The 16,224-nt window shown below is 68.6% G+C and carries 11 protein-coding genes; 1 reads left to right on the forward strand and 10 read right to left on the reverse strand.

Features of this window, described 5'->3' with window-relative positions:
- Positions 1–1,526: 1,526 nt before the first annotated feature.
- The 5 genes from holA to HLH34_RS01965 all read right to left on the reverse strand — a co-directional run bounded on the left by holA (position 1,527) and on the right by HLH34_RS01965 (position 7,906).
- Positions 1,527–2,543, reverse strand: a complete 1,017-nt coding sequence (holA, locus tag HLH34_RS01945) for a DNA polymerase III subunit delta (protein ID WP_183117885.1) — start codon at positions 2,541–2,543, stop codon at positions 1,527–1,529.
- Positions 2,540–3,283: a hypothetical protein gene (locus HLH34_RS01950; protein WP_244959551.1), complete on the reverse strand. Its 744-nt coding sequence runs from the start codon at positions 3,281–3,283 to the stop codon at positions 2,540–2,542. Before HLH34_RS01950 ends, holA begins: the two co-directional genes overlap by 4 nt.
- Before the next feature lie 4 nt (positions 3,284–3,287).
- The gene (gene leuS, locus HLH34_RS01955; RefSeq protein ID WP_183117886.1) at positions 3,288–5,903 is read right to left on the reverse strand and encodes a leucine--tRNA ligase; all 2,616 of its coding nucleotides are present in this window, start codon (positions 5,901–5,903) and stop codon (positions 3,288–3,290) included.
- A 120-nt stretch (positions 5,904–6,023) separates the two neighbouring features.
- A complete protein-coding gene (locus tag HLH34_RS01960) occupies positions 6,024–6,551 on the reverse strand; it encodes a DUF3576 domain-containing protein (protein ID WP_183117887.1) in 528 nt (175 codons plus the stop codon).
- A gap of 182 nt (positions 6,552–6,733) precedes the next feature.
- Positions 6,734–7,906, reverse strand: coding sequence for an MFS transporter (locus HLH34_RS01965; RefSeq protein WP_183117888.1), 1,173 nt, complete (start codon positions 7,904–7,906; stop codon positions 6,734–6,736).
- A 289-nt stretch (positions 7,907–8,195) separates the two neighbouring features.
- On the opposite strand from HLH34_RS01965, the gene HLH34_RS01970 reads away from it, so the two are divergent.
- Positions 8,196–10,139 carry a glycoside hydrolase family 3 C-terminal domain-containing protein gene (locus tag HLH34_RS01970; RefSeq protein ID WP_244959552.1) on the forward strand — a complete coding sequence of 648 codons (1,944 nt, stop codon included), beginning with the start codon at positions 8,196–8,198 and terminating at the stop codon, positions 10,137–10,139.
- On the opposite strand, the gene HLH34_RS01975 is transcribed toward HLH34_RS01970, so the two are convergent.
- Genes HLH34_RS01975 through HLH34_RS01995 form a run of 5 tightly spaced genes read right to left on the reverse strand, consistent with a single transcriptional unit; the run spans position 10,120 to position 16,181 of the window.
- Positions 10,120–11,346 carry a lytic transglycosylase domain-containing protein gene (locus tag HLH34_RS01975; RefSeq protein WP_373318645.1) on the reverse strand — a complete coding sequence of 409 codons (1,227 nt, stop codon included), beginning with the start codon at positions 11,344–11,346 and terminating at the stop codon, positions 10,120–10,122. The genes HLH34_RS01970 and HLH34_RS01975 overlap by 20 nt on opposite strands.
- Positions 11,334–11,780, reverse strand: a complete 447-nt coding sequence (locus HLH34_RS01980) for a DUF1489 family protein (protein ID WP_183117890.1) — start codon at positions 11,778–11,780, stop codon at positions 11,334–11,336. Before HLH34_RS01980 ends, HLH34_RS01975 begins: the two co-directional genes overlap by 13 nt.
- A 17-nt stretch (positions 11,781–11,797) precedes the next feature.
- Positions 11,798–12,949, reverse strand: a complete 1,152-nt coding sequence (locus HLH34_RS01985; protein WP_373318644.1) for a nucleoside hydrolase — start codon at positions 12,947–12,949, stop codon at positions 11,798–11,800.
- Between the two features lie 39 nt (positions 12,950–12,988).
- Positions 12,989–14,191, reverse strand: a complete 1,203-nt coding sequence (gene hemW, locus HLH34_RS01990) for a radical SAM family heme chaperone HemW (RefSeq protein WP_240162215.1) — start codon at positions 14,189–14,191, stop codon at positions 12,989–12,991.
- Positions 14,181–16,181, reverse strand: coding sequence for a potassium transporter Kup (locus tag HLH34_RS01995; RefSeq protein WP_183117891.1), 2,001 nt, complete (start codon positions 16,179–16,181; stop codon positions 14,181–14,183). Before HLH34_RS01995 ends, hemW begins: the two co-directional genes overlap by 11 nt.
- Positions 16,182–16,224 lie beyond the last annotated feature (43 nt).

The following is a 16,224-nucleotide window of genomic DNA, read 5'->3' on the forward strand; positions in this document are numbered from 1 at the left end:
CAGGATGTAACGCGATCAAGACGGGGCGAAAAGGTCTGGCGGGATCGAAAAGCGGTTAAGTGGAAGCCCGTCTATTCCCTTTCGTCACAGCTCGGACCCTCACGGATCGTCAGAAGGGGCCGGCGGACGCGTGGCCCCGCATCCGCTCCCCGCGGACGTCGGGCAGGGGGGGCGATAAAAAGCTGCTCGGGAAATGAAACCGTCGGTCGTCCAGCGCGGGAAGCAAGGGAAATATCCGGCGATGGGAATTTTCAACCTGTGTGCTCGTAACTGCGCGGAAAAATAAATAAAAATTTTATTTCGAAATATCCGTTTGTGTCAACCTCGTTGCGGCCTGACATCCTTGCGGACCGGCGCAGCTGCCGTGGCGCGTCTGGCGCAAGCGGTGGGACCAGCTGGATCTCGAACATATCGCGGATGAGCTCGAAGACGTGGACAACAGCGAATAGTGCGAGCGGCAGGCGCATGGCGGTCCTGATCACCCATCTCCTGAAATGGATCAGGCATGAGCGGGCGCGCGGAGCAGTTCTTGCTGGTTTCGGCGAACCGGATAGCAGTCAGTTCGCCCTTATCGTGTGCGATCTCATGCTTTTCCCCCTCGGCCAACGAATCGCATGAATATTTGACGAATTGGCGAGGATCGACGTAATCCGCGCCAATGCCCGATGGATTCGCGGCGTACCATCAATGCAAGCATCACCATAACAGCGCCTATTTCCGTATCCGGAATTCATTCCTCGCTCGGGCGAATACCGGGCCGTGCCTTATCACGGCGTGTCGTGTCGCTTATGACTGGTTCCTGGACGACGATGAGCGGGGGCCAACGGAACGAAATCCAGCCGAAATATTACATGTTGCGCCCACCACCTGAAGGCGGCCCAGTTCCAGGTCGTAGGATGCTATCGGTGCCGATTCTGTGCGCCGGCCGTGCGCGGCGCCAAGTCTGCGTTCCGTGGCCCGCGATAGTTCCGGTTAGTTCGTGTGGGCCAGCGGCATCGGCTGTCACCTGCTGTTGGTATCGTTTCTTTCGACGCTACCAACATGACCACGGGCTGCTGTGGATTTCCACGGCCCGCATGGGAAAGGTCGCGGACAGAAAATGCCGGTTTTCCCGCACTTTCCGGCCCGCATGGTCTGTATGAAGCATCATGGAACAGGTGGTTGGTGTCCGCGGCGGGATTCGAACCCACGGCCCCAGGATTCATCCCACTTCGGCTTTCGCCGCCGCCATCGGGTGATGGCGTTCGTGGTCTGGACTGTCCCTTCACCTTGGACCCGAAGGCCGTTAGGTGCTGCCCGTCCAGTCTCTACACCTTCCCGGCCAGGCCGGGCTTGGCTCGGGATCGGCACGGCGCGCGGCCCGAGCGTTCCCCGAATTTGAGCAGATCCGTCACGAGGTTTCCCGCCGTGACGCCCAATTTTGAAACCAGGAATCCTGTGCTCTATCCTGCTGAGCTACGCGGACACACAGATGCTGTGTAGACGACCGCCGGGCTGGGGGCAAGCGTCCGTCGTTCAGGTTTGGCTTACCGATCCCGCCGCAGCATCATTGCAGTACCCGCCAGGCGGGCGATGTGACGGCGGCACAATGTCAGGTCCGGCGCGCCGGTCTGCTTGCAGGCCAGTTCCAGGCTCTGGGTCTGTTCGGCGGCGTCCATCAGGCGGTCGGCGGTCCACAGCGAGAGGGCCTGGCCGAAGGATTCGGTGCGCTTGAAGAATACGGGGGGGCGCAGGGCGCGCATGGCATCGGTGCGGCTCTGCCCCGAATCCATCGCGAGGCGCGCCCGGCGCAGGCGGTGCAGGTGCGACAGCAGGGATCGTGCGATGGCGATGGGGCTGGTGCCCTCGGCCAGGGCGCGTTCGATCGCCATGTCGGCCGCCGCCCGGTCGCCGGCCGTTGCGGCGAAGGCCGCGTCTTCCAGTGACACCCCGGCGGCGTCACCGATGCAGGTGCGTACGTCATCCAGTGACAATTGTCCACCGCGACCGGCATACAGCGCCAGTTTCTCGACCTCGCCGCGGGTGGCGGCGCGGTCGGGGCCCAGAAGGCCGGCGAACCATGACAGGGCGTCCGGGTCGATCCGGATCTCCTCGGCCGCCAGCATCTGGCGGATCGACGCCTCCAGCGCGCGGCCTTCCTCGGGATAGCACGCGATGGCGGCAGTTTCGGCATGGCTCTCGACCAGCGTGCGCAGGCGCGAGCGCGAGGCCAGGCCCGGCGCCTCGACAATCACCAGCGTGTCGGATGCCTGCCCCAGGCAGTGCTTCAGCGGGGTGGTCATGGCATCCGTGGCGTCACGGACCCAGACGACGCGTCGTCCACCGGTCAGCGACAGGGCGAAAACCTCTTCCTCCAGCCGCTCCGGTGCGTCGCGGTCCAGGACGGCGACCCGAAAGGGGTCGTCCAGGTCGGGCGCCACGGCCAGGGCTGCCGTGCGGGCGCGCTCGCGGACCAGGCCGGTGTCGTCGCCATGCAGCAGGATGACGCGCAAGGCCCCCGGGTCGCGCAGGATGCGCGCGGCCGAACGCGCGTCGAGCTTCACTGGTTGCCCGTCGTTCCGTTCGCGGGCTGGCTCTCGTTCGCGCCCGACGGGTTGGGGTTGGTGCGCCCGATGGCCATTGCGGGCATGCCGTCCTCGCCCACCGACTGCTGCTGAATCTCGGTGCTGGAATTGGGCATGACGTTGGGATCGACATAGCTTGGCCGCGGTCCGGCCACACGCGTCTGCTGCGGTGGCGGGGCCTGGGTGCGGAACCAGATCGCGACCTGCTGGGTAATCCGCTCGGCCAGCGTATTGGCGATCCGGCGGGCCAATACGGCCTGATTCAGGTTCTGGGCGAAATATTGCTCGTAGGTCTCGTTTTCGCCGTCCATGACCTGTGCGTTGCCCTGGGCCAGGACGACCGGCGCGGGTGCCACCGTCCGCAGGACCCAATGCGCGTGGCCGGTGGCGCGGGTGCGGCCGGAGGTATTGTCCGCATGGATGTCCAGGCTTTCGTTCATGACGAACGAATTGACCTGCAAGACGTAGCCGGTGGGGTTTTCGGGGCCGGACCCGGCCATGTCCTGTTGCAGGAACAGGCGCAGTTCCTGGCCGTACCGTTCCGGGATGCCGGCGACATAGACCTGTCGCAGCTTGTCCGGAATGGTGCCGCCGTCCGCCGCCTGGCCGCCGCCGCTGCCATACAGGGGCTGAAAGCCGCAGCCCCCCAGCGCCAGCAGCAGGGCCGCCGCCATGACCCGGAATGCGCCCCGGCGGCGCGCTTGGCGGGGAAGGGTCATCCGGTCAGCCTGCGATCACGAAATTGACGATGCGGTTGGGCACGTGGATGCGTTTGACGATCTTTCGCCCGTCCAGCAGGCGCGCGATGTTCGGTTCGGCCTCGGCCTGGGCCAGAATGTCGGCGGCCGGGGCATCCGGGATGGCCTCGATCGTGGCGCGCAGCTTGCCCATGATCTGGATCGCGATGGTCACCTGGCGCGCGACCAGCAGCGCCGGATCGGCCTCGGGCCACGCGCGCTGAACGGCCGGCGCCTGGCCGGGCTCGAGGATGGAGAGCATCTCCTCGGCCTGGTGCGGCACCATCGGGGCCGTCAGCAGGCACAGGGTCCGCGCGGCCTCGCGGCGGGCGAAATCCATGCCCTCCTGGCCCGACTGCCGTTCGGTATCGGCAAGGGCGGAGGTCAGTTCGTGCAGGCGCGCCACCGCCACATTGATGGCGAATCCGTCCAGCGCGTCGCCTACGGACACGATCGCCCGGTGGGTGGCGCGCCGCAGCGCATCGGCGGCGTCGGATACGGTTTCCGGGCAGGTCGCCGTGTCGGGCACGGTCTCGGCGACCGTGCGGACGGTGCGGAACAGGCGTTGCAGGTATCGCGCGGCACCCGCCACCCCGGCCTCGGTCCATTCCATGTCGCGCTCCGGCGGGCTGTCGGACAGCACGAACCAGCGGGCGGTGTCGGCGCCGAACCGTTCGATGATCGCGACCGGGGCGACGGTGTTCCGCTTGGATTTGGACATCTTCTCGACACGGCCGAGGGTGACCGGCGTGCCGGTGTCGCGGCGGACGGCGCCCTCCGCGCGGCGTTCCACTTCCTCAGGGTACAGCCATTGCCCGTCGGCGTCGCGGTAGCTTTCGTGGTTCACCATGCCCTGGGTGAACAGGCCGTCGAACGGTTCGTTCAGGCCGACATGCCCGGTCTCGCGCATCGCGCGGGTGAAGAAGCGGGCATAGAGCAGATGCAGGATCGCGTGTTCGATGCCGCCGATATACTGGTCGACCGGCAGCCAGCCATCGGCGGCGGCGCGCACGGTCGGGGCCGCGGCATGCGGTGCGGTGAAGCGCGTGAAATACCACGAACTGTCGACGAACGTGTCGAACGTGTCCGTCTCGCGCGTGGCATCGGCCCCGCAGCGCGGGCAGGCGACATGCTTCCAGCTGGGGTGATGCTCAAGCGGGTTGCCGGGGCGATCGAACGTCACGTCCTCGGGCAGCACCACCGGCAACTGGTCGTCGGGCACCGGTACCGCACCGCAGGAGGCGCAATGGATGACCGGGATCGGGCAGCCCCAGTAGCGCTGGCGCGAAATGCCCCAGTCGCGCAGGCGCCAGTTCACGACGCCCCGGCCGACGCCCATTCCTTCGAGGCGCGCGATTGCCTCGGCCTTGGCCTGGACCGTATCCAGACCGTCGAGGAAGCCGGAATTGAACAGCGTGCCGTCGCCGTCCCACGCCTTGCCGGTGATGGTGAAAGCTGTCGCGTCCTCGCCAGGCGGCAGCACCACGGGGCGGAACGGCAGATGGTAGGCATTGGCGAAATCGAGGTCGCGCTGGTCGCCGCACGGGCAGCCGAAGATGGCCCCCGTGCCGTACTCCATCAGCACGAAATTTGCGATCCAGACCGGGAAGGTCTGGTCGGGCGCGAAGGGGTGGGACACGCGCAGGCCGGTGTCGAACCCGCGCTTTTCCGCGGTTTCGATCGCTTCCTCGGACGTGCCCAGCCGGCGGCATTCGGCAATGAAGGCCGCGGCCTCGGCGTTGGTCTGCGCGACCCGCGCCGCCAGCGGATGGTCGGCGGCAACGGCGATGAAGGCCATGCCGAACAGCGTGTCGGGCCGCGTGGTGAAGACTTCGACGGAATCGAGGTCGGTGTCGAAGCCGGCGGGCGGGCTGTGCAGCGCGAAGCGCACGCGCGCGCCGACCGACCGGCCGATCCAGCGCTCCTGCATGGTGCGCACCCGGTCCGGCCAGCGCGGCAGGTGCGACAGGCCGTCCAGCAGGTCGGGGGCGAATTTAGTGATGCGCAGGAACCACTGCGACAGCTGCTTCTTCTCGATCGGGGCGCCCGAGCGCCAGCCGCAGCCGTCGACGACCTGTTCGTTGGCCAGGACGGTGTGGTCCACCGGGTCCCAGTTCACCCAGCTTTCGCGCCGTTCCACCAGGCCGGCCTGCAGCATGTCCAGGAACAGCTTCTGCTGCTTGCCGTAATACTCCGGCAGGCAGGTCGCGATTTCACGATCCCAGTTGAACGAGAAGCCCAGGCGCTTCAGCGTGCCGCGCATGGCGGCGATATTGTCCAGCGTCCACGTGCGCGGGTGCACGCCGCGTTCCCGCGCCGCGTTTTCGGCGGGCAGGCCGAACGCATCCCACCCCATCGGGTGCAGCACCGAATAGCCGCGCGCGCGCTTGTAGCGCGCAACCACGTCGCCCAGCGTGTAGTTGCGGACGTGACCCATGTGGAGCTGCCCCGACGGATAGGGAAACATTTCCAGCACGTAGTATTTCGGCCGGTCGGCGGGGGGGACGTCGGGCACGTCGAAGACCCCCGCCCGTTCCCATTCCGCCTGCCAGCGCGGCTCGGCGGTGTGGAAATCATAGGGGGCGGGGGAGGTCTCGGTCATGATTTCGGTCCGGGGCGCATGGCCCTGATAGGCGAAGGAAAGGAAGGGCGGTCAGGGCGCCTGGTCCTGACGGCAGGGTCGTGACCCATCCCGGCGCACCCGCGCCGGGATGGGGTGGGATCAGTGGCCGCCGTCGGCGCGCAACTGCCGCGCGCGGGTCAGGATCTTGGAGGTGATGTCCGACACGGTGTTCGGCGCGACCGGCGTGTCCTCCCATTGCCCGTCGGTCAGGGCCTGGCGGAAGACCGAGACGCGGATGGCGTCGGAGCGCAGGTTGCGCGACAGGATATAGGCCGTGATCTTGAACCGCTCGTTCCTGGTCGCGGGCGGCGTGTACCAGTCGGTCAGGATCACCCCGCCGACCGCATCGGCCGAGGCGAAGGGCATGAAGGACAGCGTGTCGATCGCGCCCCGCCACAGATAGGCGTTGACGCCGTTGTTGGCCAGCTGGTCGTCGCCGCCATTGGCCGACCGGTCCTCGTTGAGCAGATGGTTCTGGGGCAGGGCCAGCCCGGTATCGGCGCGGTGCGACGACCCCGAACAGGCCGCCAGCCCGGCCAGAACCGGGGCGAGCAGCATGGCGGAACGCACCGGCCCCCGCGGCGAGAGGGCATGGCGAATGGCGACGAATGGCGGTCGAACGGTCATGATGCCCCTGTGGCCCCCTCGGGTGTGGACCCGTATATGGACCGGCCGCCGTGGCGCGTCCCGCCTGCTTCGGTCCGACGATCGCGCCACGGTCCTGCCGGTTTAGATGCCGTCTTCATATCCCGGCCGGCCATCCCCGCCAAGTCGCCCGGCGATTTTCTCTTGCCGGCGGGGCGATCGGGCTAGGCGCGGCCCTCGTGCCTGACGCGAACAGTCCGGCTGTCGGCCTGCTGCGCCCATAATGTCAGCAGCAGCGCCACAAGCGCCAGGACCGCGCCCACGATCGGCAGCCCGCCATAGGACCAGGCGGTCGGCACGACCATGCCGCCGATCCACGCCCCCACGGCGTTGCCCAGGTTGAAGGCCCCCTGGTTGAGGGTGGAGGCCATGTTCGGGGCCTCGGCCGCCTGCTGCACCACGCGGTATTGCAGCGGCGGGACCAGGGTGAAGACGATCACCCCCCACAGGAACAGCGTCGCCATCGCCGGGATCGCCATCCGGCTGGTCAGGGTAAAGGCCAGCAGCACGACGATCGAGGCGACCAGCGTCATGATCACCGACGGCAGCAGCTTCCAGTCCGCCAGGCGGCCGCCCAGCAGGTTGCCGATGGTGATGCCGGCGCCGAACAGCAGCAGGGCGATGGTGACCAGATGCGGCGACAGGCTCGCGCGCGTCTGCAACAGCGGGGCGATATAGGTGAACACGCTGAACAGGCTGGCCGAACAGACGGTAGAGATCACCATGGTCAGCAGCACCTGCGGCCGCCGCAGCACGCGCAGTTCCGCCAGGACGCGGGTGGGTGGATGCGCGTTGTCGCGGGGCAGCAGCGCCGCGATCGCCAGCAGCGCCACCACCCCGATGGCGCACACCGCCCAGAAGGTCGCGCGCCATCCCGCCCACAGGCCCAGCGCCGTGCCGAAGGGCACGCCGAACACGTTGGCCAGCGTCAGGCCCGCGAAGACCAGCGACAGCGCCTGCGCCCGTTTCTCGCGCGGGACCAGGTTGGCGGCCACGATGGCGGCGGTGCCGAAGAACGCGCCGTGGCAGAAGGCGGTCATGACCCGGGCCGCCATCAGCAGGGCGTATCCCGGCGCGATGGCGCAGAAGAAATTGCCGACGATGAACATGGCCATCAGGACCAGCAGGGCCGTCTTGCGCCGCAATGGCGCGGTGGCGACGGCCACGATCGGCGCGCCGACCGTCACCCCCAGCGCATAGCCCGAGACGAGCTGCCCGGCGGCGGGAATCGAAACGTGCAGGCTGGCCGATAGCTGCGGCAGAAGACCCATGATGACGAACTCGGTCGTCCCGATTCCGAAGGACGCCAGCGCAAGCGCGAGGAGGGGCAGGGGCACGATGACGGATTCCGAAAAGGGGGCATCGCGCGTAAGCGATTCGGATGTTCTTCTTCCCTGTTCCGTTCCGCTTGAAAAGAGTGTTCATGCGGCGTCGGATCGAACCGCGTGCGCAGCGACGTTTTCGCCACATGCGCGTTGACACATGGAGTGTTGCGAAATCGTGCGGGTCCGGCGATGCAGGGCGGAGACCGAGGGCGGATGTCGCATCCCTCCGACGGATGAAAGCAGGACGAGGGTCATGCGGATGACGGGTGCGAGGCGGCGGAGCGGACAGTGGCGGGGTCGCATGAGTCGGGTAGCGGTGGCGGCCGTCGCCGCGGGCCTGGTCGGCGGCGGGGGCGTCATCCGGGCCGGGGGCGTCGAGCGGCCGGCCAAGCTGGCCGTCCTGCTGGCGCGCCTGACGCCGGCCGAGAAACTGGACCTTGTGCAGGCCCGCCTGTCGCGCCCGCAGGCGGGCCAGGCGACCGTCGTCACCCTGCCGGGCATACCCCGCGTCGGCCTGCCGGCGGTACGCATTGCGCTGGAGGGTGCCCAGGGCGCCCCATCGCCGCTGGCGCTGATGGCAAGCTGGGATTTGGGACTGGCGCATCGGGTGGGGCTGGCCTCCGCCCGATCGGCGCGGGCGGCCGGGCAGGCCGCCGTTCCAGTGGGCGGCGTCGGCCCGGTGGGCGTGGGCCGTACGCGCGACGGCGAGGATCCGCTGCTGGCGGGCAGCGTGATGGGGGCGATGGCCGCCGGCCTGATGTCCGGACATGTGCTGCCGCTGTTCGGGGGCGACGATGCCGGAAGGGCCGGGCCGTCCGTGCTGCCCGGCGACCGGATGCTGGGCCTCTATCTGGCGATCGGGCAGGCCCATGGCGGGGGGATTCTGTGCCGCACCACCGTCGCCGCCGCCCGCCCCTGCGGCGACACGGACAGGATGGGGCGTACGATCCGCGAGGGCTGGAGATTCGGTGGCATGGTCACCGAGGTCGCGGACCGCGAGGCCGATGGCGACGGAACGTCGCGCCTGCCGTTCCTGCTGGCGAGCATCGCCGACGGGGTGGATCTGGAGGCGTCGCCATCGGGGGCGGACGGGCTGTACGCCGTGCCGCTGCGCCAGGCGCTGCGGAGCGGGGCCATGCCGTGGTCGCGGCTGGACACGATGGCGGAACGGATCCTGCGGACTTTTGACGAATCGGGCGTGATCGACCGGCCGGCGCCCTATGTCACCCCCCAGGCGGCGGCGGGCCTTTCCTCCGCGCGCGACCCGCTGCTGGACGAGGAAATGGCCGAGGGCGCGGTCCTGTTGCAGAACGAGAACGACGTCCTGCCGCTGGCCGGGACACAGGCCGAGCCGGTCCTGGTGGTCGGAACAGGCGGCACGCATGACGCCGCGGGGGCCGTGGCCGAGGCGATGCGGCGCACGGGGCAGGTCGTGCGCCTGGCGGCCGATTCGCCGGGTGACGGGGGCGTGCCCGCCGACGCGGCGAAAGCGGATTGCGTGCTGGTCTTTTCCGACGGGCGGCAGGACGACCGGCTGATCGCCGCCCTGGCCGGCAATGGCGGCCATGTGGTGGTGGTCCTGCTGTCCGACGATCCGGACCGGCCGATGCCGTGGCTGGATCTGGTCGACGGGGTCGTGCAGGCCTGGTCGTGGCGGGGAGGCGGTGCCCCGGCCCTGGCCGCGCTTCTGACCGGACAGAAGGATTTCGCCGGACGGCTGCCGGCCACCTTCACGGGCGGACGCGCACCGGCCGATGTCGGGCGGGGCGGCTACAAGGCGTTCGACCGCGCCCATGTCGCCCCGCTTTTTCCCTTTGGATACGGGCTGTCGGAACGGGCGCGCTTCACCTATTCCGACTTGCGGGTCACCCGGGACGGGACGCGCCTGGTGGTGTCGTTCGGGGTCGCGAACGCCGGCAGCGGCGCGGGCCGGGACGTGCCGCAGATCTATCTGGACCTGCCGGCCGGCGTCGGGGATGCGCCCAAGCGGCTGGTAGGCTGGCGGACAGTGCAACTGGCGCCGGGGCAGGGCGCGCATCTGTCGATGGGCATCGACGCGCATCTGCTGGGTCAATGGAATGCGCCGGCGCTGGAATGGGTGGTGCCGGCGGGCGATTATACCGTCTCGCTCGGCGCGCATTCGGCCAATCTGGTGCGGCACGTGGCCTTGCATCTGCCGGAAATGCACGTGCCCGGCGCCCTGCCGCCGGGTCCGGCGGCGGAGTCTACTGTCCGGGACGAATGACCATGCACGCCAGCCCCTGCTGGCGCAGCGTGGCACAGGCCGACGCTGCGCTGGCGCGCGCCAGTCCGGACAGGCGTGCGCGATAGAGGGCGTGGCCGATCGACGGGACGGGTTGCACGACGCTGCGCGCGCCGTTCAGGGCCGTGAACGCCGCCTGACGGGCCATGGTGGTGGCGAAGCGGGCCTGCCCTTCGGACGTGAAGGCGCCTACCTGCACCGCCCATTGGCCGTAATTTACGCCGTCCGGCGGCAGCGCGTGCGGCGCGGCGGGCACGCGGATCACGGCGGGCAGGACACGCGGCACGGACGCGGCAGGCGGGGCGAGGACCTGGGGCAGGGACGGGCTGGGCGGCGGAAGCGTCTCGGGCAGGGTGGACGCCGGCGGGCACGGTGCGTCGGGATCGTATGCCGCGTCGGGGTCCTGCGCGCACCGCGCGGCGCGACCGGCCGGCGCGCGCGGGACGTAGGCCGCGTACTGCACGGGCTGGCCGCCGGTCGGGTTGGCCATGGTCGGGGTGACGACCACCGGCAAGGCGGGGGCGGCGGGGCGGACGGCGGACGCCATGACGACCGGCAGCGGGGTCGGGGTGGCCGATACCATCTGCGTGGCGCCGCCATAGGCGGCCAGCGGGCCGCTCAGGGCGACGTCGTTGCCCAGATTGGGGGTCACCGACGCCAGGTAGTTGATTGTTTCATTCGGCAGCGCGCGCCCGGTCTGCAGATAATCGTCCAGCCGCTGCGGCCCCGCGTTGTAGGCCGCAAGAAAGCCCGGCGCACCGTACCGGTCGTACATCTGGCGCAGATACGCAGTCCCCGCCAGGATATTGTCGTGCGGTTCATACGGGTCGGGGCCAAGCGCGTTCTGCGCCTGCATGTCGGCATAGGTCTGCGGCATCAGCTGCATCAGGCCCATCGCCCCGGCGGACGAGGTGATGGGCTGGCCATCCAGATATTCGTGCCCGCCCGATTCCTGCTGGATGACCGCCCGGATCCACGGCTGCGGAACCGAGAAGCGCGACGATGCATCGAGAATGTAGGGTCGCCACGGGTCCTCGGCCGGACCGGGCGCGCGATAGGCCCCGTTGCGGGCGTAATAGCGGGAATAGCGCGACGCCGGCCCGCCGCTGCAGGCCACCAGCGACGCGGCGGCGCACAGCAGCGACAGGCGGATCGCCATCCCGCGCACGGGGGCGGTCAGATCAGGCACAGCCCGGCCAGCTCCCGCCGCAGGGCCTCGGGCAGCGTGCCGCCCGCGTCCGTCGGGCCGCTGAAATCGGGGGGCGCGTCGGCGGGGGACAGGTAGCGCCAGCCCTGGAACGGCCGCATCGGTCGCGGCGCGACGGAGACGATCTGCGGATCCAGCACCACCAGGGCGCAGGCCGCCCCGTCCTCGCGCACGTCGGGGCGGATGTCCACGACGCGCTGGCGGCACAGGATCATCCCGCCGATGACGCGGTAGAGCGACCCGCCGGCCAGAATCTCCTCGGCCCGGCGGGGGAACATCCGGGTGCGCAGCCAGGGGCGCCCGTCGGCGCGCGTGCCGTCCAGCCCGTCACCGGCGCCATCCATCATCGTCCGCTGCCGATGGGCCAGGTCGTCGAGGGACGAAATCCCGACTGCGAGCTTGACCAGATGGAGCATGATGACGGGACGTGTCCTCAGTGGTGGGCGGGTGCGGCGTGCACGGGCACGTCACTCTGGGCCTGCCGGAGGAACGTGTCGAGGAATCGCCGCGAATCGATGGATTGCACGATCCGGACCTTGCGCACGCCCATTGCCTTGGGGGCCGTCTGGTCGGGCCAGACATAGGCATGGCCGTAATTCGGCCCCTTCGAGATGTCGATATCCATATAGGCCTCGACCGACGCGGTGATCAGGGTGGGGTCGGCGGCGATCGCGGTGGCCATTTCATCCCACATCGGCAGCGGGTCGTAATAGGCGCCGATATAATCGGTCATCGGCGTCTTCTTCCGCATGATCTGCTTCAGATAGTCGCGCGTCATCATCAGGTCGTTCGACACGTTGCCGACGACCGTGATCGCCGCCCACGGCGCGGTCAGCGTGATGTGCGCAGCCTCGGGGTCGAATATCATGTTGAAGTCGGACGCGAAATCGGCGTTCCCGGTCACCGATTTCATGCTGGTGTCCAGCAGCCCGCCCATGAACACCAGCTGCCGGGCGGTGGCGGCGAAGGTCGGGTCGAGGCGGATCGCCAGCGCCAGGTTGGTCATCGGCCCGGCCGAGACGATGGTGACCGCGTGCGGGTGGGCATGCACCTGGCGGATCAGGAACAGGGCGGCGCTTTCATCGACCGGCCGTAGCGTCGGGTCGCCTTCCTTCAGATGGGGCAGCGGGGGCTGGACCGACGGCGTGCCGTCGATCGACCCGATTCCGCCCCAGGCGCCCTTCCACGGGATGATGCCGAACTGCTGTTCGCGCAGGCGCATCATCGGCACGCTGTTGATCAGCGGATAGACCGCGCCGTCGGCCACGGGAACATCGGTTCGGCCGATGATCTCCAGGAACCGGCGCAGATGGGCGGATTCCTGATTTTCCCAGGCGTCGCCGCTGGCGATCGTGAAGCCCAGGACCTTCACCGCCGGATCGAACAGCAGCGGAATGACGGATTGCTGGTCCGAGCCGCCCGGCCCGAGGAAATCATTGTCCTCGATCACCAGTTGCGGTTCGCCGGCGCGCGCCGGCGACGGCGCCGCCGTGGCCAGCAGGCCGGCGGCCAGCAGCGCCGCCGCCCCCCGTCGCAGCATGTCGGGAACGGAACGATAGCGGGCGCGGGAGGGGAAGGAGGTCATGCGGGTCCCTGTGAGGCGGTGGGTTGTCGGGCGGGCGCCTTACAGGACCAGCGCCGCCAGAAGTGCCTCCAGGCGGAGGCGGCCCGACGGCGTGGCGCGCAGGATCGTCCCGTCCGGCGTGTCGTCGCGGCGAAGATAGCCTTCTTCCGTCGCCGCTTCCAGAATGGTGGGATCGAGGGCGTCGGCCATCGCGAGTCCGGTGCGCCGGGCGAAACGGCCTTCGTCGATTCCTTCGGTCAGGCGCAGGCCCATCAGTAGCATTTCGCGCGCGCGGTCGCGGGGGGACAGGGTTTCGTCCTGCATCAGGCCGGTGCCGTCGCGTTCCACCCGCTCGGCCCATGGTTCGGGCGCGCGATGGCGCCGGGTGGCGTGCAGGCCGCCCTCCAGCGTCATGCGGCCATGCGCGCCGGGGCCGATGCCCAGGTAGTCGCCATAGCGCCAGTAGGTCAGGTTATGGCGGCTCTCGGCCCCCGGTCGCGCGTAGTTCGAGACCTCATAGCCCAGCAGTCCGTGCCGGGCGGCCACGGTGGCGGTTTCCTCGTACAGGCGGGCGGCGTCGTCCTCGTCGGGCAGGGCCAGCAGGCCCTGGCGGTGCAATCCCTCGAAGCGGGTGCCGGGTTCGATCGTCAGCTGGTACAGCGACAGGTGGTCCGAGACCAGCGAAAGCGCCTGGTCCAGTTCGGACCGCCACTCGGTCAGGGATTGGCCGGGGCGGGCATAGATCAGGTCGAAGGAAATCCGGTCGAACAGGGTGCGCGCCAGGTCCAGCGCGGCGACGGCCTGCGCCGCCGAATGCTCGCGCCCCAGCAGGCGCAGCGCAGCCTCGTCCAGGCTCTGGATTCCCAGCGAGATCCGGTTGACCCCCGCGTCGCGAAAGGCGCGCAAACGCTGGGCCTCGACGCTGGTGGGGTTGGCCTCCAGGGTGATTTCCAGGTCCGGCGCCACGTCGAACAGGGCCTGTGCATCCGCGATCAGGGCCGCGACGGTGTCGGGCGCCATCAGCGAGGGCGTACCCCCGCCGAAGAAGATCGACCCCAGCCGGCGCCGCCCGCCCTGTGCGTTCAGGCGCGCGGCCTCGTGTGCCAGTTCGCGCCGCAGGGCGGTGGCGAAGCGGGCCTGCGGGATGGTTTCGCGGACGTGGCTGTTGAAATCGCAGTACGGGCATTTGGCCAGGCAGAACGGCCAGTGCACATACAGCGCCAGGGGCTCGGCCCCGGCCGACAGGGGGGTATCAGATGGCAAGCCGCACGCCCAGTTCCACGACACGGTCCGGCGGGATACGGAAGAATTCGGTGGCCGGGGTGGCGTTGCGCGCCATCAGCAGGAACAGCGACATCCGCCAGCGCGACATCTTCGGCACCGAGGACCGGACCAGCAGTTCCCGGCTGGTGAAATAGGACGCCTGCAGCACGTCGAAGTCGATGCCGTTGGCCTTCAGGTCTTCCAGCGCGCGGGGCAGGTTGGGCGTCTCCATGAAGCCGTAGCGCAGGATCACGCGATAGATGTCCGGGGCCAGTTCCTGCAATGCGACGCGATGGCCGCGCGCGGCTTCGGGCTGGTCCAGGGTCTGGACGGTCACGAACAGCACGTGCTCGTGCAGCACCTTGTTGTGCTTCAGGTTGTGAAGCAGGCAGGTGGGCACGAATTCGGGCGTTGCGGTCATGAACACGGCGGTGCCGGGTACGCGGATGGTGCGCGATTGCGGCAGCCGGGCGAGGAACGAGTTGACCGGCAGGCTGTCCAGCTTCTGCCGGCTCATGATCAGGCCGCGGCCGCGTTTCCACGTCGTCATCATCAGCGTCAGCGTGATGCCCAGCAGGACCGGCACCCAGCCGCCCTGCGGGATCTTCAGCGCATTGGACGCGAAAAAGACGCTGTCCATGACGAAGAAGCCGCCGAACGTCACGACGGCGGCGGGGCGCGACCAGTGATAGAGCCTGCGGAACGCCACCATCGCCAGCACGCAGGTGCACATGAACGTGCCCGTCACCGCGATGCCGTAGGCCGAGGCCAGGGCGTCCGAACTGCGGAACGAGACGACCAGCAGCAATGCGCCGACCATCAGGAACCGGTTGAAGTCCGGCAGGAAGATCTGTCCTTCCTCGTTCTTGTTGGTGTGGGTGATGCGCATGCGGGGCAGGTAGCCCAGCTGGATCAGCTGCCGGCACAGGGAAAACCCGCCCGATATCCCCGCCTGGCTGGCGATCACCGTCGCCAGCGTCGACAGGATGATCATCGGGATCTGCATCCAGTGCGGAGCCAGCTGGAAGAACGGATTGTTCAGCGCCGAGGGCGTGGTGATGATCAGCGCCCCCTGGCCCAGATAGTTCAGGGCCAGGCACGGCAGGACGCAGAACAGCCACGCATAGCGGATCGGCTGCCGGCCGAAATGCCCCATGTCCGCATAGAGCGCCTCCGCGCCCGTGACCGACAGCACCACCGAGCCCAGCGCGATGAACGACAGCCAGCCGTGAAAGACGACGAAGCGGATGGCATAGATCGGCGAGATGGCCATCAGGATGCCGGGATGATGCAGGATTTCCAGCGCACCGAGGATGCCCAGCATGCTGAACCATACCAGCATGACCGGCCCGAAGATGGTTCCCACCTTGCCGGTGCCGTAGGACTGCACCGAGAACAATCCGATCAGGACCACGATCGCCAGGGGAATGACCAGTTCGCGCGCGGCGGGGAAACTGACCTCCAGCCCCTCGATGGCGGACAGGACCGAAATCGCCGGGGTGATCAGCCCGTCGCCGAAGAACAGGCAGGCCCCCGCGATGCCGACCATGCCCAGCACCAGCTTCATCCGGGTGTTTTCGGACACGCGCTGCGCCAGCGACATCAGCGAAATGATGCCGCCCTCGCCGTTATGATCGGCGCGCATGATCAGCAGGACGTATTTGATGGTGACGATCAGGATCAGGGACCAGATGATCAGGCTTTCGACCCCCATCACCTCCCACGGTTCGATCTGGTGATGCTGCGAGACGATCATGACGGTCGAGCGCAGAGCATAGAGCGGGCTGGTGCCGATGTCGCCGAACACCACGCCCAGCACGACCAGAAGGGCCGCGAACCCGACCGGATTGGCCGCGTGTTCGTGCTGGTCGGCGCCGAATTCCGTGACCTTCGGCCCCTTGCCGGCCGGCGCACCGTCCACGGGTGCGCTCACACCGGACGGGTTGGCGGGCAAGGGTCCGGGGGCGGAATCGCCCGAGGCTGGCGTCATGTCGGGACGTCTCCGCTGTTCAGATAAAGGGAACGGCGGGCAG

Source organism: Gluconacetobacter azotocaptans (assembly GCF_014174355.1).
Classification (GTDB): Bacteria; Pseudomonadota; Alphaproteobacteria; order Acetobacterales; family Acetobacteraceae; genus Gluconacetobacter; species Gluconacetobacter azotocaptans.

Excerpts from the sequence above, each read along its gene's own strand:
- HLH34_RS01950 (WP_244959551.1), bottom strand. The coding sequence starts at position 3,283 with ATGACCCTTCCCCGCCAAGCGCGCCGCCGGGGCGCATTCCGGGTCATG.
- leuS (WP_183117886.1), bottom strand. The coding sequence starts at position 5,903 with ATGACCGAGACCTCCCCCGCCCCCTATGATTTCCACACCGCCGAGCCG.
- HLH34_RS01960 (WP_183117887.1), bottom strand. The coding sequence starts at position 6,551 with ATGACCGTTCGACCGCCATTCGTCGCCATTCGCCATGCCCTCTCGCCG.
- HLH34_RS01970 (WP_244959552.1), top strand. The coding sequence starts at position 8,196 with ATGAGTCGGGTAGCGGTGGCGGCCGTCGCCGCGGGCCTGGTCGGCGGC.
- HLH34_RS01980 (WP_183117890.1), bottom strand. The coding sequence starts at position 11,780 with ATGCTCCATCTGGTCAAGCTCGCAGTCGGGATTTCGTCCCTCGACGAC.
- HLH34_RS01985 (WP_373318644.1), bottom strand. The coding sequence starts at position 12,949 with ATGACCTCCTTCCCCTCCCGCGCCCGCTATCGTTCCGTTCCCGACATG.
- HLH34_RS01995 (WP_183117891.1), bottom strand. The coding sequence starts at position 16,181 with ATGACGCCAGCCTCGGGCGATTCCGCCCCCGGACCCTTGCCCGCCAAC.